This window comes from Achromobacter sp. ACRQX, assembly GCF_022346505.1.
Taxonomy (GTDB): domain Bacteria; phylum Pseudomonadota; class Gammaproteobacteria; order Burkholderiales; family Burkholderiaceae_B; genus Achromobacter; species Achromobacter animicus.
Map to the genome: position 1 here is coordinate 105,325 of NZ_JAKRML010000010.1, position 26,592 is coordinate 131,916.

Sequence of the window (26,592 nt, forward strand, 5' to 3'; positions counted from 1 at the left end):
ATTCTGCGATGGCGCTACGGACGGATTGGGTCCCCGATCAGGTCACGGGGCCCGGGTTGAACAGCGCCAAGGCGTTGTGCAGCTTGAGTTTTTCCGCACAGGTCTGCTTCTTGCCGCTGGCCACGTCAAGCATCATCTGAAAGAGCTGCCAGCCCACTTCCTCGATCGAGGCCTGGCCGGTGGCGATGACGCCGGCATCCACGTCCATCAGGTCGTGCCAGCGGCGGGCCAGCGCCGAGCGCGTGGCGACCTTGATGACCGGCACCTGCGCCAGCCCGTAGGGCGTGCCGCGGCCGGTGGTGAAGATGTGCAGGTTCATGCCGGCAGCCAGTTGCAGCGTGCCGCAGATGAAGTCGCTGGCGGGCGTGGCCGCAAAGATCAGGCCCTTGCGTGTCAGGCGGTCGCCGGGCGACAGCACGCCATGAATCGGCGAGGACCCCGACTTGACGATCGACCCCATGGCCTTTTCGACAATGTTGGACAGACCGCCCTTCTTATTACCGGGGCTGGTGTTGGCGCTGCGGTCGGCCATGCCGCGCTGCAGGTACGCGTCGTACCAGGCCATTTCGCGGATCAGCGCGTCCGCGACTTCGGGCGTTTCGGCGCGCGCGGTCAACTGGTCGATGCCGTCGCGCACCTCGGTGTTCTCGGAGAACATCACCGTGCCGCCAGCGCGCACCAGCAGGTCGGTGGCAAAACCCACGGCCGGGTTGGCCGTCACGCCGGAAAACGCATCGCTGCCGCCGCACTGCACGCCGACGGTCAGGTCCGACACCGGGCAGGTTTCGCGCTGGCGGGCGTTGAGCTTCTGCAGGTGGCGCTCGGCGGTGCGCATGATGAGCTGGATCATCGAATCGAAGCCGATGTTCTCTTCGTCCTGCAGGACGATGGTGTCCACGCCGTCGCCGCCCATGCCCTCGCCGGCACGGATCGGAATGGCGGTGGGCGCCAGGAGGCGGTCCGGCTGCAACTTTTCACAGCCCAGGCTGACGACCATGGACGTGCCGCCGAAGTTCGGGTTGCGGGCAATGTTGTGCAGCGTGCGAATGGGAATTGCCGCGCCGGGCGCGTCGATGGCTACGCCGCAGCCGTAGGTGTGCTCGATGCCCACCACATCGTCCACGTTGGGATACAGCGGCAGCAGTTCGCGGCGGATGCGCGCGACCGCGTGCTCGACCACGCCCTGCACGCACTGCACCGTGGTGCTGATGGCAAGAATGTTGCGCGTGCCGACGGTGCCGTCCGCGTTGCGATAGCCCTGGAAGGTGTAGCCCTCGAGCGGCGGCAGCGGCGCAATCCGCGTGGAGACCGGCAGGTCTTCCAGCGTGCGGGCCGTCGGCATCGTGGTGACGCGCTCGTTGATCCAACTGCCGCGCGGCAGCGCCTTGGCGGCGTAGCCGACCACCACGTTGTAGCGCCGGACCTCGTCGCCCTCGGCCAGATCGGTCAGGGCAACCTTATGCCCTTGCGGCACGGCGTCGACCAACTGAAGCCCATCGGGCAGAACGGTTCCCGACGGCAATCCGCCATCGTTGGCCACGATGGCGACGTTGTCGTCGGGATGAATCTTGATGAGAACGGGCGCCTGCTCGACTGCAACCTGCATGATGAATCCTTTAGCCTGATGGATGCCCCGCTGCGGGCACCGTACGTTATCGTACAACTAAGAGAATATCGCTGAAAGGCTCTAGAAAGGAATTTCGGGTTTCCCCTTGTAAATGCTGCGCCACATGGGGACACGCCTTGAATCCGGCAAATTGATGTTGTACGATGACTCACCTTTTACCACCGCATCCCGTTCGCAAGCACCTACCTTTCGCCTGCGACGGCCATTTAGGGATGAGCGCAACATGACGACTCCGCAAGAACTCAAGGCCATTGTTTCGGAAGGATTGCTTTCCTTCCCCGTGACCGACTTCGACCAGAACGGCGATTTCAACGCCAAGAGCTATGCGGCTCGTCTGGAATGGCTGGCTCCCTATGGCGCCACCGCCCTGTTCGCCGCCGGCGGCACCGGTGAGTTCTTCTCGCTGGCCCCCGATGAATACTCCGACGTCATCCGCACCGCCGTGCAGACCTGCAAGGGCAAGGTGCCGATTCTGGCCGGCGCCGGCGGCCCCACCCGCACCGCCATCGCCTACGCACAAGAAGCCGAACGCCAAGGCGCCAAGGGCGTCCTGCTGCTGCCTCACTACCTGACCGAAGCCTCGCAGGACGGCATCGCCGCCCACGTCGAGCAGGTCTGCAAGTCGGTCAACATCGGCGTCATCGTCTACAACCGTGCCCAGTCGCGTCTGTCGGCCGACAGCCTGGCCCGCCTGGCTGACCGCTGCCCCAACCTGGTCGGTTTCAAGGACGGCATCGGCGACATCGAATCGATGGTCCGCATCCGCCGCAAGATGGGCGACCGCTTCTCGTACCTGGGCGGCCTGCCCACCGCTGAAGTCTATGCCGCCGCCTACCGCGCGCTGGGCGTGCCGGTCTACTCGTCGGCCGTCTTCAACTTCGTGCCCAAGATGGCCATGGAGTTCTACAACGCCATCGCGGCCGGCGACAGCGACACCACCAACCGCCTGCTGGACGATTTCTTCCTGCCGTATTTGGAAATCCGCAACCGCAAGGCTGGCTACGCCGTCAGCATCGTCAAGGCCGGCGCCAAGCTGGTCGGCCACGACGCGGGCCCGGTGCGCGCACCGCTGACCGACCTGACCGGCGAAGAAATGGAAATGCTTGCCGCCCTGATCAAGAAGTCCGGCGCCGAGTAATCGGTCCGCACTGACACCTGCTATCTGCCCCCGGTCCGGGGGCATTTTTTTCCCCGGACCCGTCGGGGGCGACAACGCCCATCCTTCGGATCGGCGCCTATTTTTGGAGATGACCATGAACCTGACCGGCCAGATGTTGATCGGCTCGACCGCCGTCCTGGGCGCGGGCGCTGCCCAGCACGCCATCAATCCCGCCACCGGCGAACGCCTGGAACCCGCCTACCCCGCCGGCTCCGCCGACGACGTGTCGCGCGCCGCCGAACTGGCCCGCGCCGCGTTCGACCCGTACCGCGCCCTGCCGCTGGAAACGCGCGCCCAATTCCTGGAAAGCATCGCTGAGAACATCGTGGCCATCGGCGACGCGCTGATCGAACGCGCGCACCTGGAAACCGGCCTGCCCGTCGCCCGCCTGCAAGGCGAGCGCGGCCGCACGGTCGGCCAGCTGCGTCTGTTCGCCCGCGTGGTGCGCGACGGCTATTTCCTGGACGCCACCATCGACCCGGCCCAACCCGAGCGCCAGCCGCTGCCGCGCGCCGACCTGCGCCTGGCCAACGTTCCCCTGGGCCCCGTGGTGGTGTTCGGCGCCAGCAACTTCCCGCTCGCCTTCTCGGTTGCGGGCGGCGACACCGCGTCGGCATTGGCCGCCGGTTGCCCGGTGATCGTCAAGGCGCACAACGCCCACCCCGGCACGTCCGAGCTCGTCGGCCGCGCCATCCAGCAAGCCGTCGCCAAGCACGGTCTGCCGGAAGGCACGTTCTCGCTGCTGTTTGGCGCCGGCAATGAAATCGGCACCGCACTGGCAACGCACCCGGCCATCACGGCCATCGGTTTCACCGGCTCGCGCCGCGGCGGCCTGGCGCTGGTCGCCGCCGCCAACGCCCGCCCCGTGCCGATTCCCGTCTACGCGGAAATGTCCAGCATCAACCCCGTCTTCCTGCTGCCCGCCGCGCTGGAAGCGCGCGCCGAGACCATCGCCAAGGGCTTCGTGGATTCGCTGTCGATGGGCGTGGGCCAGTTCTGCACGAACCCTGGCCTGGTGATCGGCATCGAAGGTCCGGCGCTGGACCGCTTCCGCCAGGCTGCCGCCGAGGCCGTCAAGGCCAAGGGCGCCGCCACCATGCTGACGCCGGGCATTTTCTCGGCCTACGAGCAAGGCGCGGACGCCCTCGCGCGCCACGCCAGCGTGTCGACGGTCGGCCGCGGCGAACCCTCGAACCCGGCATGCAACGCCGCCGGCGCCGTGGTGTTCGGCGCCAGCGCCGACCAGTTCCTGGCCTCGCACGAGCTGGAAGCCGAAGTGTTCGGCCCCGCTTCGCTGGTTGTCGCGTGCAAGGACGCCGCGCAGGTCCGCGCCGTGGCCGAGCACCTGGAAGGCCAACTGACCGCGACGCTGTTCGTGGACGACGCCGACCTGGACGACGCCCGCGCCCTGCTGCCCGTGCTGGAACGCAAGGCTGGCCGCATCCTGGCCAATGGCTACCCGACCGGCGTGGAAGTCAGCCACGCCATGGTCCACGGCGGCCCCTTCCCGGCCACGTCGAACCCGGCCTCGACGTCGGTGGGCGCCACGGCGATCCGTCGCTTCCTGCGTCCGGTCTGCTACCAGGACCTGCCCGACGGCCTGCTGCCGGAAGGCGTCCAGCGCGGTAACCCGCTGGGTCTGACGCGCATGGTGGACGGCACGCTCGTCAAGGCGTAATGGGTTGACGCCTAATTTTCGGGCGTCACATCAACAAATAGGCCCCGCCGCCGCCCCACGCGGCCCGGGGCCTACGCCATTTCGCACCGGTGTCAGACACCTACTGAGACGCCCATTGCAAACCCCGATTCACCCCGTCAAAACTCCAACCCAATAAAAAAACCTGGCGCGAGGATCGACTCCCCGCGCCAGGCTTTCATACCTGACAACGCAATCACTGCGCCTTCAACTTTCCATCGGCAATGATCTTGGCCCACTTGGCCTGCTCGGCCGCCTGGAATGCCGTGAATTCCGCCGGCGTGTTCGGCGTGTAGGCCAGACCCAGGCCCTGCATCTTGGCGGTGACTTCCGGCTTGGCCACGATCTCGGCGATCGTCTTGTTCAGCTTTTCGACCACGGCCGGCGGCGTGTTGGCCGGGGCGTAGATGGCCTGCCAGCTGCTGACGTCAAAGCCCGGCACGCCGGCTTCCTGCATGGTGGGAACGTCCGGCAGCACGGCGGTGCGCTTGGCGGACGTGACCGCCAGCGCGCGGACCTTGCCGCTTTGCACATACGGCAACGCGACCAGGGCGGTTTCGAACGAGCTGGGGATCTGCCCGCCGATCAGGTCCGAAATGGCCGGCGCGCTGCCGCGGTACGGCACGTGCGTCAGGTGCGCGCCCGTCAGCTGCTTGAACACTTCGCCCGACAAATGCTGCGACGTGCCCTGCCCGGCCGAGCCGAAGGCGATGGTGTCGGGATTGGCCTTGGCGGCGGCAACGACATCCTGCACGCTCTTATAGGGCTGGTTCGCACCCACCAGCAGCACATTGGAAATGCTGCCCAGCAGGATCACGGGCGAGAAATCCTTGGCCGCGTTGTAGTTGATGCTGGGCAGCAGCGACGGGTTGATCGCGTGCGTGGCGATCGTGCCCAGCAGCAGCGTGTAGCCGTCCGGCTTGGCGCGCGCCACGGCGTCCGCGCCCAGTACGCCACCGGCGCCACCCTTGTTTTCAACGACGACGGTCTGCTTGAGCGTCGTGCCCAGTTCCTGGGCGATCAAGCGCCCCAAAATGTCGGACGTGCCGCCCGCCGCAAACGGAACCACCAGCGTGATGGCCTTCGCAGACGGCCAGTCATCAGCGGCGTGGACAGGTGCGGCAAAAGCGGTGGCGACGGCCAGGACGGCCGACAGGCGGCTCAACAGGGGGAATGCCTTCAAACTTGTCTCCTAGAGATTGGGAATTGTCGCCGTTCTTGTACGTTGTCGTACGACAATGAGCGCTGAGGATAGCGCGGCCGACTTTTCCGTTCAATATAGGGAAATTCCTAGATTCAAAAGATACATTCCGCTTGTTGTACGACAACATTTCTCCTGGGAAGTCGTTGTATGCCTGACTTATATGTTGTACGATGACTGACATCGCGGATCGAACAACGCCGCGGCCACGGCATACCGCCTTTTCAATACCCATTCCTTATATTTGGAAGACAGCCATGACGACTCCCCAGGAACTCAAAGCCATCGTCTCGGAAGGATTGCTCTCCTTCCCCGTGACCGACTTCGACCAGAACGGCGATTTCAACGCCAAGAGCTATGCGGCTCGTCTGGAATGGCTGGCCCCCTACGGCGCCACCGCCCTGTTCGCCGCGGGCGGCACCGGTGAGTTCTTCTCGCTGGCTCCCGATGAATACTCCGACGTCATCCGCACCGCCGTGCAGACCTGCAAGGGCAAGGTGCCGATCCTGGCCGGCGCCGGCGGCCCCACCCGCACCGCCATCGCCTACGCACAAGAAGCCGAACGCCAAGGCGCCAAGGGCGTTCTGCTGTTGCCCCACTACCTGACCGAAGCTTCGCAGGACGGCATCGCCGCCCACGTCGAGCAGGTCTGCAAGTCGGTCAACATCGGCGTCATCGTCTACAACCGTGCCCAGTCGCGTCTGTCGGCCGACAGCCTGGCCCGTCTGGCTGACCGCTGCCCCAACCTGGTCGGTTTCAAGGACGGCATCGGCGACATCGAATCGATGGTCCGCATCCGCCGCAAGATGGGCGACCGCTTCTCGTACCTGGGCGGCCTGCCCACCGCTGAAGTCTATGCCGCCGCCTACCGCGCGCTGGGCGTGCCGGTCTACTCGTCGGCCGTCTTCAACTTCGTGCCCAAGATGGCCATGGAGTTCTACAACGCCATCGCCGCCGGCGACAGCGACACCACCAACCGCCTGCTGGACGATTTTTTCCTGCCGTATCTGGAAATCCGCAACCGCAAGGCCGGCTACGCCGTCAGCATCGTCAAGGCCGGTGCCAAGCTGGTCGGCCACGACGCGGGCCCGGTGCGTGCACCGCTGACCGACCTGACCGGCGAAGAAATGGAAATGCTGCACGCGCTGATCAAGAAGTCCGGCGCCGAATAAATCGTCCGCACTTGACCGTGCGTGACTAGCCGCCAGAACGCCCTCCGCTGGAGGGCGTTTTGCTTCTTGATGCAAAGAAAAGTTGGCGGATTTCGCCCCGTATGTTGTCATATGGCCCCAGTGCATCCTTGCGGTCGCGTGCTATTGGCGCGGCCGAACCCATCGGGCCGGACACCCGTGGGGCATCAGAGGACCGCGTACACTTGCGGCTGCGCGCCAGGCCGCCAGCCTCGCCCGCAGCGATTTTCCCTATAAGAGAGACAATGCAAACTCCCGCCCGGCCACCCCGCTCGCGCCTGACCGATTTCGTTATCGAGGAACTGACCAAGCGCCTTGATGGGCGCCAGTACCGCGCCGGCGACAAACTGCCCTCCGAGCACGCGCTGTGCGACGAATTCGAGGTCAGCCGCACCGTCATCCGCGAAGCCGTGGCTTCCATGCGCCTGAGCGGCCGCCTGGTCAGCAAGCCCGGCATCGGCGTTTTCGTGACCGAAGACCGCGAGAAACCCATCGACTTCGTCGTAGAACCCGCCACGGATCCGCGCTGGGCGCTGCACATCATGGAATTGCGCGCGGGCCTTGAGGTGGAAGCCTGTGGGCTAGCGGCAGAGCGCCGCAGCGCGGCGGATCTGAGCGGCATCGTCGAAGCCTTCGACGCCTTCAACCGCGCTACGCGCGACATGGAAGCCGCCGTCAAGGCCGATTATGAATTCCACCTGTCGATCGCCCGCGCGTCGAACAATCCGCACTTTCCGGCCCTGCTGAAGGCGGCGGTGCGCGACGTCATGCTCGATCTGAACATCAAGCACGGCGGCAAGACGCCCGAAGAACTTGAAATGTACGAGACGCGCAATGTGCGCGAGCACGAAGCGATCCTGACGGCCATCATGCGCCGCGACCCCGGCGCCGCGCGCGCCGCCATGGCCCGCCACCTGGGCGACAGCATCGCGCGGTACCGCAAGCTGCTGTCCCATCCCCCCGCGATTTAAGCCACGCTCGCGTGCCCTCCCGTAATGCCGATTACGGGAATCCCCTTACTTGTTTACTTGTATGACGGCTGCCATCATACGTCTTATTGCATAACGTAATACGGCGCGGCTTCAGTACTGCCAGCGTTTTCCGCGATCCGTAAGACCTGCCGTACCTGTGCCGCCGATGAGCCCCATTCTTACCCTCCGCAGTACGTACCACCCCTACGCCACGCGCATTCACCGGCGCACCGCCTGACCGGCCCCGAGCCGGCGCTTTTTCCCCCATTCCCGTACCCCGTCCGAATGCGCGATGCACCCTCCCCGGCTTGCCGGGGCGGACCCCGCACGCTTGGCCGTTTTCGACCCCTCCGCTTTTCAATCACTTTCGATCCCCAGGAGAAATCTCCATGCGCAAGTTTCTGAGCTCCGCCGTTGCGGCAACCCTGCTGTGCGTCGCGTCTGGCGCGCAAGCCGGCGTGACGTTTGACGCCGTCAAGAAAAAGGGCTTCCTGCAGTGCGGCTTTGCCGGCATTCCCGGTTTCTCGGTGCTCGACAGCAAGGGCGAATGGACCGGCCTGGACGTGGACATGTGCCGCGCCGTCGCGGCCGCCATGTTTGGCGATGCCTCCAAGGTCAAGGGCAACGTCCTGACCGCGCAGGCGAAGTTCACGGCGCTGCAATCCGGCGAGATCGACATGCTGTCGCGCAACACCACGCAGACCCTGACCCGCGACACCACGCTGGGCCTGATCGGCGTGGGTGTGAACTTCTATGACGCCCAGGGCCTGATCGTGAAGAAGGCGATGAACGTCAAGAGCGTGAAGGAACTGGACGGCGCCACCATCTGCGTACAGCCCGGCACCACCACCGAACTGAACCTGGCCGACTACTTCCGTAGCCGCGGTCTGACGTTCAAGCCCGTGCTGGTCGAGAACTACGACGAAAACTTCCGTCTGCTGGAATCGGGCCGCTGCGACGCCTACACCAACGACAAGTCCAACACCGCCGCCAACATGCGCACGCGCCTGGCCAAGCCCGACGACTGGGAAATCCTGACCGAGAACCTGTCCAAGGAACCGCTCGGCCCCATGGTCCGCCAAGGCGACGAGCAGTGGTTCAACGTCGTGCGCTGGTCGCTGAACGCGATGCTGGAAGCCGAGGAATACGGCATCACGTCCAAGAACGTCGATGAAATGTTGAAGAGCACCAACCCGAACGTCCAGCGCATCCTGGGCGTGACGCCGGGCATGGGCAAGAACCTGGGCCTGGACGACAAGTGGGCCTACAACATCATCAAGCAAGTCGGCAATTACGGCGAAAGCTATGACCGCGCCATGGGCAAGGACAGCCCGCTGAAGCTGGACCGCGGCCTGAACAAGCTGTGGACGCAAGGCGGCCTGATGTACGGCTGGCCGGTGCGCTAAGCATCGCTCCCGCGGCACCGCCCTGCGCGGGGCCGCGCTTCATTTCCCCGGCCTGCGGGCACGCCCGCGCCAGATCACTCTTTACGCAGCAACACCATGAACAGCATCGTCAACGCCCGTCTCAAACAGATCAAACCCTCGCCCAGCATGGCCGCCAAGATCGTCGTGGACGAACTCCGCCGCCAGGGCCGCGAGATCGCCGACTACACGCTGGGCGAGCCCGACATGCCCACGCCCGCGCACATCGCGCGCGCCGGCCAGGAAGCCATCGCGGGCGGCGACATCCGCTACACCAGCCCGAACGGCACCGTGGGTCTGCGCAAAGCCATCGCCAACAGCCTCGAACAGACCGTGGGCGTGCGCTACGGCATGGACCAGATCACCGTGGGCGCCGGCGCCAAGCAGATCATCGCCGCCGCGCTGACCGCCAGCCTGGAGCCGGGTGACGAAGTGATCGTTTGCGCGCCGTACTGGGTTTCCTATCCGGACATGGTACTGCTGGGCGAAGGCAAGCCTGTCGTCGTCACCGGCCCCGAGTCGCAAGGCTTCAAGCTTGACGCCGCCACGCTGGAAGCGGCCATCACGCCGCGCACGCGCTGGCTGATCCTGAATTCGCCCAGCAACCCCAGCGGCGCCGTCTACAGCGCCACCGAGCTGCGCGCGCTGACCGACGTGCTGCTGCGCCATCCGCACGTGTGGATTCTGAGCGACGAGATCTACGCGCCCTTCACGTACAGCGGCCAGGCCCACGCCTCGCCCGTGCAGGTCGAACCCAGGCTGGTTGAGCGCACGCTGATCGTCAACGGCATGTCCAAGTCCTACGCCATGACCGGCTGGCGCGTCGGCTACGGCGCCGGCCCTGCCGATTTGATCAAGGCCATGAGCACCGTGATGTCGCAAAGCACCTCGTGCCCCAGCGCGATCTCGCAAGCGGCGGCGCAGGCAGCCCTGGAAGGCGACCAGTCCAGCGTCACGGAAATGGTCGGGATCTTCAAGAAGCGCCGCGACCTCATCGTGAGCCGCCTGAACGCCATCCCCGGCATCTCGTGCGCCATGCCGGACGGCGCGTTCTATGTGTACGCCAATGTGCAGGGCCTGATCGGCAAGAAGGGTCCCGACGGCGAGTTGAAGACGGACCTGGACGTAAGCCTGTTCTTCCTGCGCGAAGCGGGCGTGGCCGTGATCGACGGCGGTTCGTATGGCCTGTCGCCGTACGTGCGCTTCTCGTTCGCGACCTCCACCGAGGTCATCGAGCAAGGCATGGACCGTCTGGCCGTCGCGGTCAGCGCCCTGATGGCGGGCTGAACTGTGGCGCAGCACACCGCTCAACACCCGGTGCAGCGGCCGCCGCGCCGGGTTTCCTGGAACGATCCGGCCACGCGGGCGCTGGTGTACCAGGCGCTGGCCCTGGCGCTCGTCGGGGCCGCCGTCTGGTTCCTGGTCCACAACACGCTGCACAACCTGTCGCTGCGCAACATCGCGACGGGTTTCGGCTTTCTCAACCGCGAGGCCGGCTTTGCCATCGGCGAATCCGTCATCGCCTACACGCCCGCCGACACCTACGGACGCGCCATCTTCGCCGGCATCCTGAACACGCTACGCGTGGGCCTGCTGGCGCTGCTCGCCGCGACCGTCCTGGGCGTCTTCATCGGCATTGGCCGCCTGTCCAAGAACTGGCTGGTCAACAAGATCACCTCGGTGTACGTCGAGGTGATGCGCAACGTGCCGCTGCTGCTGCAGTTGTTCTTCTGGTATGCGCTGATCACCGAGAACATGCCGGGCCCGCGCCAGGCGCATAACCCGCTGCCGGGCGTCTTCATCTCCAACCGCGGCCTCAAGGTGCCGGGGCTGGAAGGCGCATCGCTGGACTGGGTGCTATGCGGACTGGGGCTGGCCATCCTGGCGATCATCGCCGTGGGTCATTGGGCCACCAAGCGCCAGGAAGCCACGGGACAGCCGTTCAAGCTGGGACGCACGGCCATCGGCCTGCTGGTCGCCTTCCCGGTCATCGGTTGGCTCGCCAGCGGCGCATCGCTGACGCTGGACATGCCGGCACTCAAGGGCTTTAACTTCGTCGGCGGCCTGACGCTGTCACCGGAGTTCGTCGCCCTCTTCCTGGGCTTGACTGTCTACACCTCGGCCTTCATCGCCGAAGTCGTGCGCTCGGGCATCCAGGCCGTCAACAACGGCCAGTGGGAAGCCGCCGGTTCGCTGGGTCTGCCGCGCCGGCTGGTGCTGCGCCTGGTGATCCTGCCGCAGGCGTTGCGCGTCATCATCCCGCCGATGACCAGCCAATACCTGAACCTGCTGAAGAACAGCTCGCTGGCGGTGGCCATCGGTTATCCGGACATCGTGTCGGTGGTGAACACCACGCTGAACCAGACGGGCCAGGCCATCGAGGGCATCCTCATCATCATGGCCGCCTATCTCACGGTCAGCCTGTCGATCTCGATATTCATGAACTGGTACAACAAGCGCATCGCGCTGGTGGAGCGTTGAGATGAGCAGCACTACGCAAACCCTGAGCGCCAACGTCGCTCCGCCCGGCGCGCAAACCGGCGCCTGGGCCTGGATGCGGTCGCGCCTATTCTCCTCGCCGCTCAACATCCTGATCACCGTGCTGCTGGCATGGTGCCTCTTGATGGCCGTGCCGGCGCTGGTGGAATGGGCCTTCATCAAGGCGAGCTTTGACGCCACCAACGCGCAGGAATGCCGCGCTGCGGGCGGCGCCTGCTGGGCGTTCATCGTTGAAAAGCACCGGCTCATCCTGTTCGGCACCTATCCGTTCGACGAGCAATGGCGTCCGCTGATCGCCACCGGCATCCTGATCGCGGTGATCGTGGCGAGCGGCATGCGCCGTTTCTGGAACGGCAAGCTGGCGCTCATCTGGACGCTGGGACTGGCGGCCGTGTCCGTGCTGATGTGGGGCGGCGTGTTTGGCCTGACCTACGTCGAGAACGCCCGTTGGGGCGGCCTGCCGCTGACGCTGATCCTGGCGACCTTCGGCATTGCCTTCGCGTTTCCGATCGGCGTGCTGCTGGCGCTGGGACGCCGCTCGAAAATGCCGGCCATCAAGGCCCTGTGCGTCGTGTACATCGAGCTGATCCGTGGCGTGCCGCTCATCAGCCTGCTGTTCATGTCGTCGGTCATGCTGCCGCTTTTCCTGCCGGAAGGCTTCACCATCGACAAGCTGCTGCGCGCGCAGATCGCGATCATCATGTTTGCCGCGGCGTATATCGCGGAAACGGTGCGCGGCGGCCTGCAGGCGATTCCGAAGGGTCAGTATGAAGGCGCGGATTCGCTGGGCCTGAACTACTGGCAGCAGATGCGCAAGATCATCCTGCCGCAGGCGCTCAAGATCGTGATTCCACCGCTGGTGGGCATCTTCATCAGCCTGTTCAAGGACACGTCGCTGGTCGTGATCATCGGCATCTTCGATCTGACGCTGGCGGCCAAGGCGGCTCTGTCCGACGCGGCATGGCGAGGTTTCGGGGTGGAGGCCTATCTCTTCATCTCGCTGATCTATTTCGTCTTCTGCTATTCCATGTCCAAATACAGCCGCGCGCTCGAGCAGCGCCTGGCCACCGGGCACGCCCGGTAAACCCGAAGGAGAACAGGCATGTCCGATGCCATCATTCGTCTGCAGGACGTGAACAAGTGGTACGGCCAGTTCCACGTGCTGCGCAACATCAATCTGAACGTCGCCCAGGGCGAGCGCATCGTGGTGTGCGGCCCGTCGGGCTCGGGCAAGTCCACGATGATCCGCTGCATCAACCGGCTGGAGGAACACCAGAAGGGCCAGATCATCGTCGACGGCACCGAGCTGACCAGCGACCTGAAGCACATCGAGACCATCCGCCGCGAAGTCGGCATGGTGTTCCAGCACTTCAATCTGTTCCCGCACCTGACGGTGCTGGAAAACCTGACGCTGGGCCCGATGTGGGTGCTGAAGCAGTCGCGTGCCCAGGCTGAGGCCACGGCCATGAAGTACCTGGAGCGCGTCCGCATTCCCGATCAGGCCGCCAAGTTTCCCGGCCAGTTGTCCGGCGGGCAGCAGCAGCGCGTGGCGATCGCGCGGTCGCTGTGCATGAACCCGAAGGTCATGCTGTTCGACGAGCCCACGTCGGCGCTGGACCCGGAAATGGTCAAGGAAGTGCTGGACGTGATGGTGACGCTGGCGCAGGAAAGCGGCATGACGATGATCTGCGTGACCCACGAAATGGGCTTCGCGCGCAAGGTGGCGAACCGCGTGATCTTCATGGACCGCGGCGAGATCATCGAGGAAAACAATCCGGACGATTTCTTTGATCATCCGCAGAGCGAACGGACAAAGCTGTTCCTGAGCCAGATCCTGCATTGACGCGCTGAAAAACCGCCAAGCAGTGCTTCAAGCCGCCTTCCTGCAAGGCGGCTTTTTCTTTTGGGGATTGCTTGGCGTCTCCGCAACAAGCGGCCGAAAGAACCAGAACGCGGCGCTGCCGCCCCGCATCCCCCCGGAATGCGTATTAGTGATTTGAATATGCCGCTGCAGCCCCGCTGCGGCCCAGGGGCGCCGAATCAGAAATCAGATATCGACATGAGAATTCAATCGTTCTAGCGCGACGGCGCATCGGCCAGACTGCGTCTTTCTCTAAGCGCATACAGGAATACCGATGTCCCTTCCTTCAGTCACGGGCCTGGACCACTACATCATCCGGGTCAACGACCTGCAGGCGGCGACCGACCGCTACGTCAAGCTGGGTTTCAGCCTGGCCCCGCAGGGCCGGCACCATCGCGGCACGCGCAACCAGACGATCATTCTGGATGCGAACTATCTTGAACTGCTGACGTTCCCCGAGGAACTCAAGGCGCAGTCGCGCTTCGGCGGATTTGACGATGCGTACGAAGGCCCGGTGGCCACAGCCTTGCAGACCACAGACAGCACGGCCGTGCACGCGGAACTGGCGAAGTTGGGCATCGACGCCGAACCGCCCATCAGCGGCGGCCGCCCGGTGCATCTGCCTGAGGGCAGCGAAGACGCGGCCTGGAACAACACTCAGTTTCCCGCTGGCCTGCTTGGCGTGCCCGACTTCTTCACCTGCGGCCATCTGACGCGCCATCTGGTTTACCGCCCCGAATGGCAGGACCACGCCAACGGCGCGCGCCGCATCGAGTCCTTGATCGTCGTGCATCCCGAGCCCCGTTCGCTGCGCGCAGGCTACGAGCGCGTCTTCGGCGCCATCGCGACCAGTGACCTGCCCGACGGCGGTCTGCAGGTGCGGCGCGGAAGCCTGCGCATCGACTTTCTTGCACCGGCCGCGTTCGAGCAGCGCTATCCGCAGGTTCGCGTGCCCACCGGCCTGCCCGCCGCGTCGCAGGGCGGATGGTTCGCGGGCTCCGTGATCGGCGTTCGGGATCTGGACAAGACACGCGCGCTGTTTGACGCCAACCAGGTGACGTACCGCGCCAACGCACGCGGCGAACTGGTCGTGGCGCCGGACGACGCCGGCGGCGCGTTGCAGGTCTTCGTGCAGGAGGCGTGACATGAGCCAGCCCCTGCCCGATTACTGGGACTGCTTTGCCAACGACTATTCGTCCGCGCGGCAGGCTTTCGTCGACGACGCGGCCGCGCGCGGGGCCGCGCTGTTCCGCTATGAACACCCCACGCTCAAGGACCCGCAGGGCGACGCGTTGAGCGTGGACGTCGCGATCCTGGGCCGCCGCGATGCGCCGCGCACGCACCTAGCGATCAGCGGCACCCACGGGCTGGAAGGCGCGGCCGGGTCCGCGGTGCAGCGCGCATGGCTGGCCGCCGACGGCGCGGAGCCCCTGCCCGACAACGTGAACGTCGTCCTGGTGCACGCGCTGAACCCGTACGGCTACGCCCACGACACCCGCACCACCGAAAACAACGTCGACCTGAATCGCAACTTCGTCGACCACACGCGGCCCTATCCCGCCAATCCGCATTACGCGACGCTTCATCCCCACCTGATTCCGGCGCAATGGACCGAGGCGACGCACGAGGCCGCCGCGCAGGCGCTGGACACGTTCAAGGCCACACATGGCGCGGATACCCTGTTCAACGTGACGGCCAGCGGCCAGTACACGCATCCGGACGGCCTCGTCTACGGCGGCCAGGGGCCGGAATGGTCCAACCGCACGCTGCGGCGCATTGTGGACGAGCACCTGGCGGCCAGCGAGCGTGTCGCGTTCATCGACTGGCACACCGGCATCGGCGAATACGGCGAGCCCTTCTTCCTGTGCTTCAACGACGAAGACAGCGCCGAGCAAACGCAGGCCGCTCGCTGGTGGGGTGCTGAACGCGTGCGCGACCAGCGCCCGCACGGCCTGGCACGCCCCGACTATCAGGGCCTGGTGTTCCGCGGCGTGCAGCAGGCCCTGGGCGATCGTCCGTTGGCCGGCGCGGTCGTCGAATTCGGCACGCGCGGTCTGCAGATGCGGCCCGCGCTGCGGCTGGACCAATGGCTGCGCTTCAAGGCGCCGCAGACGCCCGATGCCGCCCGCGATGCGCAACTGCGCGCGGACCTGGTGGACGCGTTTGTACCGGTATCAAGCGTGTGGCGGCGCAGCGTCGTCGCGCACGGCCTGCACATCACCCGCCAGGCCATCGACGGCGTCGCGGGCTGGTGACTTCCTTTTTCTAATTCCCCTTCTATCTGGCATTCATGAAAGCGATTGTTTTGCGTGAGCACGGCGGCAACGAAAAGCTGCGCCTGGAAACCAACTTCCCCGATCCCGTGGCCGGCCCCGATGACGTGGTGATCCGCGTCAAGGCTTCGTCCCTGAACTACCACGACGTCTTCACCCGCCGCGGCATGCCCGGCATCAAGCTGCCCTTCCCCGTCATCATTGGCCTGGACGTGGCCGGCGAGATCGTGAAGACCGGCGAGAACGTGCACGACTGGAAGGCCGGCGACCGCGTGCTGGTCGACCCGATCGACCGCGTGGACGGCGGGCTGGTCGGCGAGACCATCCACGGCGGACTGGCCGAACTGTGCCGCGTGCCCGCGCACCAGCTCCTGCGCCTGCCCGACGAAGTCAGCTTCGAGCAGGCCGCCGCGCTGCCGGTGGCCTATGGCACCGCGCTGCGCATGATGAACCGTATCGGCCAGGTGCAGGCCGGCGAAAAGGTGCTGATCCTGGGCGCCAGCGGCGGCGTGGGCGTGTGCGCGGTGCAGCTCGCCAAGCTGGCGGGCGCCGAAGTCATCGCCTGCGCCGGCACGCCGGAGAAAGGCGAGGCGCTGCGCGCGCTGGGCGCCGACCACATCATCCTGTACACCGAGGAAGACTTCCTGAAGGCCGTGCAGGAACGCTTCGGCAAGCCCTCGCGCCGGCGCGGCGGCAAGCCGGGCGGCGTGGACGTGGTGGTGAACTTCACGGGCGGCGACACGTGGGTGAAGTCCCTGCGCTGCCTGCGCCTGGGCGGACGCCTCCTGACCTGCGGCGCGACGGCGGGCTTCGATCCCAAGGAAGACCTGCGCTACATCTGGACGTTCGAGCTGCAGATCCGCGGCTCCAACGGGTGGGACCGCGAGGACCTGCACGAGCTGCTGGCGCTGGTGCGCGATGGCCGTCTGCGCGTCGAAGTGGACCGCGTGTGGCCGCTGGAACAAGGCGCCGAGGCACTGGCCTCGCTGGAAGATCGCAAGATCTTTGGCAAAGTGCTGGTGGCGTCATGAGCGCGCAGCTGAACGCCGTGGATATCCAGGCCAAGTTCGACGGATCGCCCTTCATTGCGTGGCTGGACCTGTCGGTACGCAATGTCAACCACGAACAGGGTGAACTGACCGTGGTCGCCCCCTTCCGTCCAGAGTTCGAACGCGGCGCGCAGAGCGGCCAATGGCATGGCGGCCCGCTGGCCGCCGTGATCGACACGGTCGGCGACTTTGCCGTCGGCATGCTGCTTGGACGCGGCCTGCCCACCATCAACTTTCGCGTCGACTATCTGCGCCCTGCCATCAATACCTCGCTGACCGCGGTGGCACGCGTGCGCCGCAACGGCCGCAGCGTGGGTGTGGCCGACGTCGACCTCTACAACGATCAGGGCGCGCTGGTGGCCATCGGCCGCGCCACCTACGCCACGCTCAGCCAGGGCTGAGCCGCGCGCTCAAGACAAGGACTTCCGTCATGACACAAGCAACCCGCGCCGGACGGCGCGCCTTTCTGACCCGCTCCGCCGCCGGCGGTCTGGCTGCGGCCGGCCTGGGCGTCGCGCCGCGCACGCTGCTCGCTGCCACGGACCGCCCCGGGTCCGACGCCGGCCCCGCCCGCCGCGGCGGCACGCTCGTCGCCACGTGGGGCGGCCTGGAGCCACAAGCCCTGTTCGTACCGGGCGGCGGCGGTTCCAGCCCGTTTCAGACGTCCACCAAGATCCTGGAACGCCTGCTCAAGCTGGACGCCGACCTGAAGTTCCAGCCCGCATTGGCCCTGTCGGTCACGCCGTCCGCGGACTTTCGCAGCTACACGATCAAGCTGCGCGAAAACGTCACCTGGCACGACGGTGCGCCTTTCACGTCGGCCGACGTGGTCTACAACGTGCTGCAGCACTGGAAGCCCATTTCCGCCGGCATCGCGCTCAAGTCCCTGACAGAAGCCTCGGCGCCGGATCCGCACACGGTCGTGCTGACCTTCAACGCCCCGGTGCCCGAGTTCTTCCTGAAGTCCACCCTGTCTGGCCAGTATCAGCTGCTGGTGCCCAAGCACCTGTACGACGGCAAGGACCTCATCACCAACCCGCTGAACAACACGCCGGTGGGCACCGGGCCGTGGAAGTACGGCAAGTGGGTGCGCGGCAGCCATGTCGAGTACCTGCGCAACGACAAGTACTGGAACGCCACGCAGCCGAACCTGGACAAGCTGGTGATCCGCTGGTGGGCGGACCCCGCCTCGCGCGGCGCGGCGCTGGAAACCGGCGAGCTGGGCCTGGCCTATTCCAACCCCGTGCCCGCGCGCGACATCGACCGGCTGGTCAAGACCGGCAAGGTCGTCGTGGACACGCGCGGCTACCAGAACACCGCGTGGACGGTCACCGTCGAGTTCAACCAGCGGCGCGACATCGTCAACCGCCGCGAGGTCCGCCAGGCCATCCTGCACGCCATCGACCGCCAGTTCATCGTCGACACCATCTACTACGGCCGCGGCAAGCCTGCGATTGCGCCCATCTTCAGCAGCAATCCGCTGTTCTTCACCGAGGACGTGCCGCGCTATGCCTTCGATCCGAAGAAGGCGGCCGCCCTGCTGGACGCGGCAGGCTTGCCGGTCAAGGACGGCAAGCGCTTCACCGTCAACCTGCTGGCCGCGGCCTGGTTCGAGGAAAACGCCAAGCTCGGCCAGTACCTGAAGCAGGCGCTGGAAGACGTGGGCATCGCCGTGAAGCTCGATTCCGTGGACCGCGCCACCGCGCTCAAGCGCATCTATGGCGAATACGACTACGACATCGCGGTGTCCAACTTCACGTCACCGCTGGAGCTGGTGCCCACCGTGACGCAGTTCTTCACGACCGACGGCATCGTCAAAGGCGCCGCGTTCCGCAATGCCACGGGCTACTCCAGCCCCGAAATGGATGGCATCGTCGGCAAGCTGGCCGTCGAAACCGATCCGGAGGCCCGCCGCAAGCTGGCCGCGCAGTTCGCCCGCCTGGCGTCCACCGACGTGCCGATCGTGCCGCTGGTGGAAATCCAGTCGTTCACCCTGGCCGGCAAGAACGTGCGCAACGTCACGACCGGCGCCAACGTCCAGGGCGAGACGCTGGCCGACGTCTGGCTGCAGGCCTGAGGACGACATGGCTCTGCGCCTGATCTCGCGCCGGCTGCTTCAGGCCATCCCGCTGCTGCTGGGCGTGGTGGTCCTGAACTTTGCCCTGATCCAGTCCGTGCCGGGGACCTTCCTGGACGTCATGACGGCCGAGCAGCAGGTCACCGACCCGGCGCTGATCGAGCGCCTGCGCGTGACCTACGGGCTGGACCAGCCACCGGCAGTGCAGTTGCTCAAGTACATCGGGTCGGTCGCGCAGCTGGACCTGGGCTATTCCTACCGGCATAACCTGCCGGTGCTGGACGTCATCCTGGCGCACCTGCCCGCCACGCTGGTGCTGATGCTGGCCAGCATTGCCATCGCCGTGCTGGTGGGCGTGGCGGCCGGCATCGTGTCGGCCGTCAAGGTCAACACGTGGTGGGACAGCGCCGTGTCCGCCTTCGCCGTGCTGTGCTTTGCCGCGCCGAGCTTCTGGCTGGGCATCATGCTCATCATCATGTTCTCGGTGAAGCTGGGCTGGTTTCCGGTGGGCGGCATGGTCACCATCGGGCTGGACGGCGGGCTGTGGCGGCAGGCGCTGGACATCCTGCATCATCTGGCGTTGCCGGCGGTGGCACTGGGCTTGTTCTATTCGGCAGCCTACGCGCGTGTGATGCGCGCCTCGATGCTGGAAGTCAGCCGCATGGATTACGTGCGTACCGCCTACGCCAAGGGTCTGACGCGCGTCGCCGTGGTGCTGCGCCACGTGTTGCGCAACGCCGTCCTTCCCATCGTCACCCTGCTGGGCCTGCAACTGGGCGCCGTGCTGGGCGGCAGCATCGTGATCGAGTCGGTGTTCAGCTGGCCCGGCATCGGCGCCGTGCTGTTCGACAGCGTCATGAGCCGCAACTATCCCGTCGTGCTGGGCATCCTGGTGCTCAGTTCGGTCGTGGTCATCATCGCCAACATCTTTGTGGATCTTGCCTATACGCGGCTGGACCCGCGCATCAAGGCCGCCTGACATGTCCGCTACTTCCGCTGCAACTGTCCCTGCCGCCGCGCCGGCCGCCCGCCGCCCGGACGCGTTCGCCGTGCGCTTTGCCCGCAACCGCGGCGCCGTCGCGGGCGCGCTGGTCCTGCTGCTGGTCGCGCTGGTGGCGGCCAGTGCCGACTGGCTTTACCCCGTCAATCCGCTGCGCATCGTAGGCGCGCCCGAGATCTGGCCGTTCGAGTCCTGGCGTTATCCGCTGGGCACGGACTCCATGGGCCGCGACATCGCCGCACTCATCGCTCACGGCGCGCGCGCCACGCTGCTGATCGGCCTGGTGGCCGCCGCCACCGCCACGCTGATCGGCGTCACCGTCGGCGCGGCCGCCGCGTGGGCGGGCGGCTGGATCGACGAGGGGCTGATGCGCCTGACGGAACTGTTCCAGATCATCCCCAACGTAGTGTTCGTGCTGACGGTCGTGTCGGTGCTGGGACCACGCATCGAGAACATTACGCTGGCGGTAGGCCTGGTGTCCTGGCCCCCGATCGCCCGCCTGACCCGCGCCGAGTTCCTGTCCTTCAAGGAGCGCGAGTTCGTGCAGGCCTGCCGCGCGGTCGGCATGAGCCCGTGGCGCATCGCCGCCGCCGAAGTCCTGCCCAATGCGCTGCCGCCGGTCATCGTGATGTCGTCGCTGGTCGTGGCCGGCGCCATCCTCTACGAGTCGGTGGTGTCCTTTCTGGGCCTGGGCGATCCCAACATCGCAAGCTGGGGTCGGCTGGTGGGCGAAGGCCGCAGCCTGATCCGATCCTCCTGGTACATCTGCGCCGTGCCCGGCGTGGCCATCATGCTTACCGTGCTGTCGCTGAACCTGGTCGGCGACGGCCTGAACGACGCGCTCAATCCCAAGCTGCAAAAGCGCTGAGCCGCCAACTTCTGGAAGTCCTTCTTATGACGCATTCCCCCCGAAACCTTGGCGATCTTGCCGATCCGCGCCTGCCGGCCGAGCTGCCCGCGCTCATCGACCTGCGCCTGCCTGACGCGCCGTGGCAACTGACACATGGCGAGGCCGACCTCCTGGCCGGCGGCGTGGCCGCGTGGCTGACCGCGCGCGGCCTGCCGCCCGGCGCGCGCATCGCCATCGCCGCGCTGAACCGCGCCGAATACTTGCTGGCGTACTTCGGCATCATGCGCGCCGGTTACGTGGCCGTGCCCATCAACATCAAGCAGTCGCAAGAGAATATCGACTACGTGCTGCGCGATGCGGACATTGCGCTCGCGTTCGTGGATGGCCCCCGCCGCGCCGGCTTCGAGGCAACCGTGCCGGTGCTGGATTTCGATGACGCGGGCCCGCAGGGGTTTGCGGGGCAGATCGTCCCCACCACATTCACGAGCGTCACGCCCGCGCCCGAAGACATCGCGCAGATGCTGTACACGTCAGGGTCCACCGGCAAACCCAAGGGCGTGCCGCTGACACATGCCGGTCAACTGTGGGCGCTGACCGCCACGTCCGGCCCCGCGAATCCGGACGCGCCGCAAGCGCGCTACCTGCTGGCGCAGCCGCTCTTTCACATGAATGGTCTCTTCATGTCCAAGCGCGCGTTTGCCAGCAACAGCCTGCTGGTGATCCAGCCCGGGTTCGACGTGGCCGCCTACGCCGATGCGCTGGCGCGCTATCGCATCACCATCCTGACCGCCGTGCCCACGATGTTCGCGCGGCTGGTCAAGGATCCGGCCTTGCTGCAGGACCGCGACCTGTCGGCGCTGGAGCGCGTGATGCTGGGCTCTGCGCCGATGACGACGGCTCTGTTCGACCGCATCCAGCGCGCGCTGCCGCACGTGCGCATCACCCACGGCTATGGCACGACCGAGGCCGGTCCCGCCGTGTTCGGACCGCATCCTGATGGCCTGCCCACGCCGCCGCTGTCGGTCGGCTATCCGCTGGACGCCGCGCAGGTCCGGCTGACGGGCGGCGCCACCCCGGACGAAGGCGTGCTGGAAATGAAGAATCCCGCCGTGCTGGGCGGCTATCACAACCTGCCGGAGAAGAGCGCGCAGGTGCTGAACGACGGCTGGTACTACAGCGGCGACGTGATGCGCCGCGACCCCGACGGATTCCACTACTTTGTAGGCCGCGCGGACGACATGTTCGTCTGCGCGGGCGAGAACATCTATCCCGTTGAAGTCGAGAAGCTGCTGGAATCGCACCCCGACGTGCGACAGAGCTGCGTGGTGCCATTAGCGGACGAAGAGCGCGGCCACATCCCGGTCGCGTTCGTCGTACGGCGTGCCGGCAGCACGCTGGACGCCGACACGCTCAAGCAGCACGCTCTCGATAACGGTCCGGCTTACCAGCACCCGCGCCGCATCCGCTTCCTGGACGACCTGCCGTGGGCGGGCACCAACAAGGTCGATCGCAATGCCTTGCTGCTGCAGGCGCGGGCATTGGAAGCCCGGCAAGCCTGGACACAACCCGAAAAGGAGGCCGCATGAGCGCCACACCAGATTCCCTGGCGGGTAAGACCGCCCTCGTCACCGGCGCCAGCCGGGGCATTGGCCGCGCGATCGCGCTGGCGCTGGGCCGCCGCGGCGCGCTCGTCGCCGTGCACTACAACGCGCAGGCCGACGCCGCCGATGAAGTCGTCGGCCAGATCCGGGCGGCCGGCGGCCAGGCCTGGACGTTGCAGGCCGACCTGGCGGACCCCGAGGCGGCCGAGCGGTTGGCGCAGGAAGCACGCGCCAGTTTGCGCGAACGCACCGGCGACGAGGGCCTGGACATCCTGGTCAACAACGCGGGCGTAGGCCTGCGCGCCCGCCTGCCCGAGGTGACGCCGGCGGACTTCGACCGCGTGCTGCAGGTGAACCTGAAGACGCCGTTCTTTCTGATCCAGCATTGCCAGCCGTTCCTGCGCGATGGCGGCCGCATCATCAACATCTCTTCGATGGGCACGCGCGCCGCGTATCCCGAAATGAGCGTCTACGCGCCAGCCAAGGCGGGCCTGGAATCGCTGACGCTGCTGCTGGCCAGCGAACTGGGCGCGCGCGGCATTACCGTGAATGCGGTCTTGCCCGGCGCCACCGCCACTGATCTGAACCAGCGCGCCCGCGACCCGGAACTGAGCCGCGTCATCGCACAGAGCATCGCGCTGGGCCGCGTGGGCCAGCCCGAAGACATCGCGGACATCGTCGCATTCCTGGCGTCCAACGAGGGCCGCTGGGTCACGGGACAGCGCATCGACGCGACGGGAGGACAGCGGCTGTAGACAGGCGCGATGCTGGCGCGGCAAGGCAGCCGAGCCGCCGGCGACGCCGGCATACCCATATACATATGTGATATCGGTATTTTTCACGCGGCCGCATGTCTCTTAGGATTCCAGCGTTCTTCTTCCCTACGCTGGAATTGCCTTGTCACGCCTCACTCCTTTGGATCCCGCCAAGCTGGATCCCGCGACCGCCCAACTCTTCAACCAGCTTCTGCAGGACTACGGCCCGTACGCGAACATGCTGAGCGCGTTCGCGCCCCGCCCGCCGGCCTTGAAGCACTTCTTTTCGTACCTGGTGCAGTCGCGCGAAGACGGGCTGATCTCGCCGCGCCACCTGGAAATCGCGCTGCTGACCGCGTCCAAGGCACACGCCTGCCATTACTGCGTCACGCTGCACACACCCAAGCTGGCGGCGCACGGCATCTCGCAGGAAGCCATCGACCGTCTGCTGGAACCGCAGGTGCCGGGCCTGGACGAGAAAGACCTGGTGGTGCGCGACTACGCGGTGCTGGTCACGCTGACGCCGGCGCAGGTCAGCGATGCGTTCTACGCGAAGCTGCAATCGTTCTTCAGCGAAGAACAGATCGTGGAGCTGACCATCCGCATCGCACTGTGCAGCTTTTTCAAGCGCTTCAACGAGGCGTTGGAAGTGCCGCACGAAGACGTGGTGGCGCTGGAACTGGAGCCTGGCGCGGCTTGAGGCGGCGTGCAGTCGTTTCGCCATGAGCCCTACCCCACCCCTGAAACTTGAGATCCGCAATCTCTCCAAGCGCTTCCACACCGACACCGGCCCGGTGCAGGTCCTGGACGACATCAGCCTGAACGCCGCCAGCGGCGAGTTCGTCAGCATCATCGGCCCTTCTGGCTGCGGCAAGTCCACGCTGTTCAACATCCTGACCGGCCTTCTGGAACACGACGCCGGCACCATCGCGCTGGATGGCCGACCGTTGCCCAACCTGCGCGGGCGCGTCGGCTACATGCTGCAGCGCGACCTGCTGATGCCGTGGCGCACCGTGCTGGACAACGTCCTGGTCGGCCTGGAAATCCGCGGCGCGCCCAAGGCCGAATCCGTGGAACGCGCCCGCGAGTACCTGGACACCTTCGGCCTGCTGCCCTTTCAGGACAGCTATCCGAAGGCGCTGTCCGGCGGCATGCGCCAACGCGTGGCCCTGGCGCGCACGCTGCTGCCAGATCCGGACGTGCTGCTGCTGGACGAACCCTTTTCTGCGCTGGATTACCAGACCCGCCTGTTCCTCGAATCGATGCTGGCCGACACGGTCAGCAAGCAGGGCAAGACCGTAGTGCTGGTGACCCACGACATCGACGAGGCCATCGCGCTGTCCGAGCGCATCTTCGTCCTGAGCGCCCGCCCCGGCCGCCTGAAAAGCGAGCACCGGATCGAGCTGGGCACGCGCTCGCCGCTGCATGCGCGCCACGACAGCCGCTTTCCCGGCTACTTCGACCTGCTGTGCCAGGAACTCGACATACAGACCGCCCGCAAGGACGGCACCCACGCATGACCCAGACCTCCGCATCTCTTGCCCAGGGCGTCGCTTCGCCCGCACCCGCGCGCCCGCGTCCGGGTTTTCGCGTTCCTGTCCTGGCGACGCAACTTTTCATTCTTGCCGTGCTGTTTGGCGCGTGGGAAGCCGCCGTGCGCACCGGCGCGGTGTCGGGCTTTCTGTTCGGATCTCCGGCCGGCGTGGTGCAGGCAGGCTGGAAGCTGATCGTGTCCGGCGAACTCTGGGAGCACGCCAACTACACGCTGTGGGCGTCGGCCGCTGGATTCGTCGTCGGCACCGTCGTGGGCACCATTCCGGGCCTGGCGCTATGGTATTCGCCCTATGGCGCCAAGGTGGTCGAACCTTTTCTGGTCGCGATCAACAGCGTCCCCAAGATCGCGTTCGCGCCGCTGGTCATCCTGTGGTTCGGCACGGGCCTGATTTCCAAGGTGGCGCTGTCGATTTCCCTGACGTCCATCGTCGCGCTGCTGGCCGCCTTTCAGGCCGCCAAGGACGCGGACCCGGACATCCAGAAGATGCTCGTGTCGCTGGGCGCCACCAAACGGCAGATCTTCGCCAAGGTCGTCGTGCCGTCGGCGCTGCCCGCCATCATCGCCACGTTCCGCATCAACATCGGCTTCGCGCTGGTGGGCACGGTCGTGGGCGAATTCATCTCGTCCAAGTACGGCCTGGGCCACATCATCTTCGTCGCCTCGTCGCTCTATGACCTGAACACGGTCTGGGTCGGCATCTTCTCGCTGATGGCGCTGGGCTTCGTCCTGTATGCCGGCGTAGACATCGCCGAAAAGCGCCTGCTGCGCTGGAAAGACCAGACCTACGCCACTCAATTCAAACTGTGAAGCGCACATTGCGCCGCTGCAAACCCATGAAAATCCGCACCACCCTGCGCATCGCCGCCGCCGCGGCTGCCTCCCTGCTGTCCGTGTCGGCGATGGCCAATGACAAGGCCGTCGTCTCGGCCGCGTTCAAGTCCGTGTTCTACCTGCCGGTGTATTTCGCCGAGGAACACGGCTACTTCAAGGACGAAGGCCTGGACGTGCGCATCGACGTTGCGTCGTCGTCTACCAACGCGCTGGCCGCCGTCATCTCCAAGAGTGCTGACTTCTCCCTGCACGGCCCCGAATGGACCGCAATCTCCTTCGGCCGCGGCGCGCCCGTCAAGGTGGTGGGCGGCACGCTGAACCGCCTGGGCGTGTGGCTGACCTGCAAGCCCGCCTTCGCGTTCGACGGCTTCAAAAGCCTGAAAGGCGCCACCATCGCCACCGGCGCCATGCCGACCACCAGTTCGTCCGCGTTCATCAAGCTGGTCAAGAACGCCGGCCTGGACCCCAAGCGCGACGTGAACCTGCTGGAAGTGCCCCTGGGCAACGAGATCGGCCCGCTCAGTTCCGGCCAGGCCGATTGCGCGGTGCTCTACGAGCCGGGCGCATCCCAAGCGCAGGCCCAGGGCTTCAAGGTGGTTTCGGCGTTCTCGCGCGAGATCGGCCCGTACACGTTCTCGGCCATCTCCACGCGCCAGGATATTGCGCCCCAGGTCTCGCAGAAGCTCGTCTCCGGCATCGACCGCGCGCTCAAGACGATCCGCAAGGACCCTGCCGCCGCCGTGACCAGCGGCCTGAAGCTCTTTCCCAACCTGGATCCCGCCGTCGTGCGCGCGTCGGTGCAGCGCCTGATCGACGATGGCGTCTTCGCCGATTCCGTGGCGGTGCCCGAGCAGGCCTTGAAGGACGCGCTCCAGACCCAGATCGACCTGGGCAATCTGGATCGCATCCCTGCCGATGGCAAATGGCTGGATCTCGGTTATGCGGATTCGATTGCCGGGAAGGCCTACTGATA

General features: G+C 66.1%; 24 protein-coding genes. 22 read left to right on the forward strand and 2 right to left on the reverse strand.

The features are described from left to right. Window positions 1–37: 37 nt before the first annotated feature. Window positions 38–1,606, reverse strand: coding sequence for a galactarate dehydratase (gene garD, locus MHZ91_RS11770; protein WP_175121463.1), 1,569 nt, complete (start codon window positions 1,604–1,606; stop codon window positions 38–40). 244 nt (window positions 1,607–1,850) lie between these two features. On the opposite strand from garD, the gene kdgD (MHZ91_RS11775) reads away from it, so the two are divergent. Further along, on the forward strand, window positions 1,851–2,765 hold the full coding sequence (gene kdgD / locus MHZ91_RS11775) for a 5-dehydro-4-deoxyglucarate dehydratase (protein WP_175136457.1): 915 nt from the start codon (window positions 1,851–1,853) through the stop codon (window positions 2,763–2,765). A 115-nt stretch (window positions 2,766–2,880) separates the two neighbouring features. Next, entirely contained in the window at window positions 2,881–4,464 is a 1,584-nt protein-coding gene (locus MHZ91_RS11780; RefSeq protein ID WP_239213706.1) for an aldehyde dehydrogenase (NADP(+)), read from the forward strand. Window positions 4,465–4,678: 214 nt separating this feature from the next. Here MHZ91_RS11780 and MHZ91_RS11785 read toward each other — a convergent pair whose 3' ends face one another. Continuing rightward, window positions 4,679–5,665, reverse strand: coding sequence for a tripartite tricarboxylate transporter substrate binding protein (locus MHZ91_RS11785; RefSeq protein WP_175121460.1), 987 nt, complete (start codon window positions 5,663–5,665; stop codon window positions 4,679–4,681). A gap of 275 nt (window positions 5,666–5,940) precedes the next feature. On the opposite strand from MHZ91_RS11785, the gene kdgD (MHZ91_RS11790) reads away from it, so the two are divergent. The 20 genes from kdgD (MHZ91_RS11790) to MHZ91_RS11885 all read left to right on the forward strand — a co-directional run bounded on the left by kdgD (MHZ91_RS11790) (window position 5,941) and on the right by MHZ91_RS11885 (window position 26,590). Then, window positions 5,941–6,855, forward strand: a complete 915-nt coding sequence (gene kdgD, locus MHZ91_RS11790; protein WP_175136455.1) for a 5-dehydro-4-deoxyglucarate dehydratase — start codon at window positions 5,941–5,943, stop codon at window positions 6,853–6,855. A 263-nt stretch (window positions 6,856–7,118) separates the two neighbouring features. Continuing rightward, on the forward strand, window positions 7,119–7,844 hold the full coding sequence (locus MHZ91_RS11795) for a FadR/GntR family transcriptional regulator (RefSeq protein WP_175121458.1): 726 nt from the start codon (window positions 7,119–7,121) through the stop codon (window positions 7,842–7,844). Between the two features lie 389 nt (window positions 7,845–8,233). Then, window positions 8,234–9,250 (forward strand): amino acid ABC transporter substrate-binding protein, encoded by a 1,017-nt coding sequence (locus MHZ91_RS11800; RefSeq protein ID WP_175121457.1) that lies wholly within the window; start codon window positions 8,234–8,236, stop codon window positions 9,248–9,250. A gap of 96 nt (window positions 9,251–9,346) precedes the next feature. Beyond that, window positions 9,347–10,555: an aminotransferase class I/II-fold pyridoxal phosphate-dependent enzyme gene (locus MHZ91_RS11805; RefSeq protein ID WP_175121456.1), complete on the forward strand. Its 1,209-nt coding sequence runs from the start codon at window positions 9,347–9,349 to the stop codon at window positions 10,553–10,555. 30 nt (window positions 10,556–10,585) lie between these two features. Next, window positions 10,586–11,749 (forward strand): amino acid ABC transporter permease, encoded by a 1,164-nt coding sequence (locus tag MHZ91_RS11810; RefSeq protein WP_239213776.1) that lies wholly within the window; start codon window positions 10,586–10,588, stop codon window positions 11,747–11,749. A 1-nt stretch (window position 11,750) separates the two neighbouring features. Further along, the gene (locus MHZ91_RS11815; RefSeq protein ID WP_239213708.1) at window positions 11,751–12,851 is read left to right on the forward strand and encodes an amino acid ABC transporter permease; all 1,101 of its coding nucleotides are present in this window, start codon (window positions 11,751–11,753) and stop codon (window positions 12,849–12,851) included. A gap of 18 nt (window positions 12,852–12,869) precedes the next feature. Continuing rightward, entirely contained in the window at window positions 12,870–13,610 is a 741-nt protein-coding gene (locus tag MHZ91_RS11820) for an amino acid ABC transporter ATP-binding protein (protein ID WP_056318048.1), read from the forward strand. 292 nt (window positions 13,611–13,902) lie between these two features. Continuing rightward, a complete protein-coding gene (locus MHZ91_RS11825) occupies window positions 13,903–14,772 on the forward strand; it encodes a VOC family protein (RefSeq protein WP_175136452.1) in 870 nt (289 codons plus the stop codon). 1 nt (window position 14,773) lies between these two features. Beyond that, the gene (locus MHZ91_RS11830; RefSeq protein WP_239213710.1) at window positions 14,774–15,883 is read left to right on the forward strand and encodes a M14 family metallopeptidase; all 1,110 of its coding nucleotides are present in this window, start codon (window positions 14,774–14,776) and stop codon (window positions 15,881–15,883) included. A gap of 35 nt (window positions 15,884–15,918) precedes the next feature. Then, window positions 15,919–16,932 carry a zinc-binding dehydrogenase gene (locus tag MHZ91_RS11835; protein WP_239213712.1) on the forward strand — a complete coding sequence of 338 codons (1,014 nt, stop codon included), beginning with the start codon at window positions 15,919–15,921 and terminating at the stop codon, window positions 16,930–16,932. Next, window positions 16,929–17,351 carry a PaaI family thioesterase gene (locus MHZ91_RS11840; protein ID WP_175185234.1) on the forward strand — a complete coding sequence of 141 codons (423 nt, stop codon included), beginning with the start codon at window positions 16,929–16,931 and terminating at the stop codon, window positions 17,349–17,351. Before MHZ91_RS11835 ends, MHZ91_RS11840 begins: the two co-directional genes overlap by 4 nt. A gap of 29 nt (window positions 17,352–17,380) precedes the next feature. Next, on the forward strand, window positions 17,381–19,027 hold the full coding sequence (locus MHZ91_RS11845; RefSeq protein ID WP_239213714.1) for an ABC transporter substrate-binding protein: 1,647 nt from the start codon (window positions 17,381–17,383) through the stop codon (window positions 19,025–19,027). Window positions 19,028–19,034: 7 nt separating this feature from the next. Continuing rightward, complete coding sequence (locus MHZ91_RS11850; RefSeq protein WP_175121449.1) at window positions 19,035–20,006, forward strand: ABC transporter permease; 972 nt, start codon at window positions 19,035–19,037, stop codon at window positions 20,004–20,006. 1 nt (window position 20,007) lies between these two features. Next, window positions 20,008–20,895, forward strand: coding sequence for an ABC transporter permease (locus MHZ91_RS11855; protein WP_175136448.1), 888 nt, complete (start codon window positions 20,008–20,010; stop codon window positions 20,893–20,895). 26 nt (window positions 20,896–20,921) lie between these two features. Further along, entirely contained in the window at window positions 20,922–22,463 is a 1,542-nt protein-coding gene (locus MHZ91_RS11860; protein WP_239213716.1) for a class I adenylate-forming enzyme family protein, read from the forward strand. After that, window positions 22,460–23,233, forward strand: coding sequence for an SDR family oxidoreductase (locus MHZ91_RS11865; RefSeq protein ID WP_239213718.1), 774 nt, complete (start codon window positions 22,460–22,462; stop codon window positions 23,231–23,233). Before MHZ91_RS11860 ends, MHZ91_RS11865 begins: the two co-directional genes overlap by 4 nt. Before the next feature lie 142 nt (window positions 23,234–23,375). Next, the gene (locus tag MHZ91_RS11870) at window positions 23,376–23,933 is read left to right on the forward strand and encodes a carboxymuconolactone decarboxylase family protein (protein WP_175121445.1); all 558 of its coding nucleotides are present in this window, start codon (window positions 23,376–23,378) and stop codon (window positions 23,931–23,933) included. A gap of 22 nt (window positions 23,934–23,955) precedes the next feature. Beyond that, window positions 23,956–24,753 (forward strand): ABC transporter ATP-binding protein, encoded by a 798-nt coding sequence (locus MHZ91_RS11875; protein ID WP_175136445.1) that lies wholly within the window; start codon window positions 23,956–23,958, stop codon window positions 24,751–24,753. Further along, window positions 24,750–25,595: an ABC transporter permease gene (locus MHZ91_RS11880; protein ID WP_175121444.1), complete on the forward strand. Its 846-nt coding sequence runs from the start codon at window positions 24,750–24,752 to the stop codon at window positions 25,593–25,595. Before MHZ91_RS11875 ends, MHZ91_RS11880 begins: the two co-directional genes overlap by 4 nt. A gap of 26 nt (window positions 25,596–25,621) precedes the next feature. Continuing rightward, the gene (locus tag MHZ91_RS11885; RefSeq protein ID WP_239213720.1) at window positions 25,622–26,590 is read left to right on the forward strand and encodes an ABC transporter substrate-binding protein; all 969 of its coding nucleotides are present in this window, start codon (window positions 25,622–25,624) and stop codon (window positions 26,588–26,590) included. Window positions 26,591–26,592 lie beyond the last annotated feature (2 nt).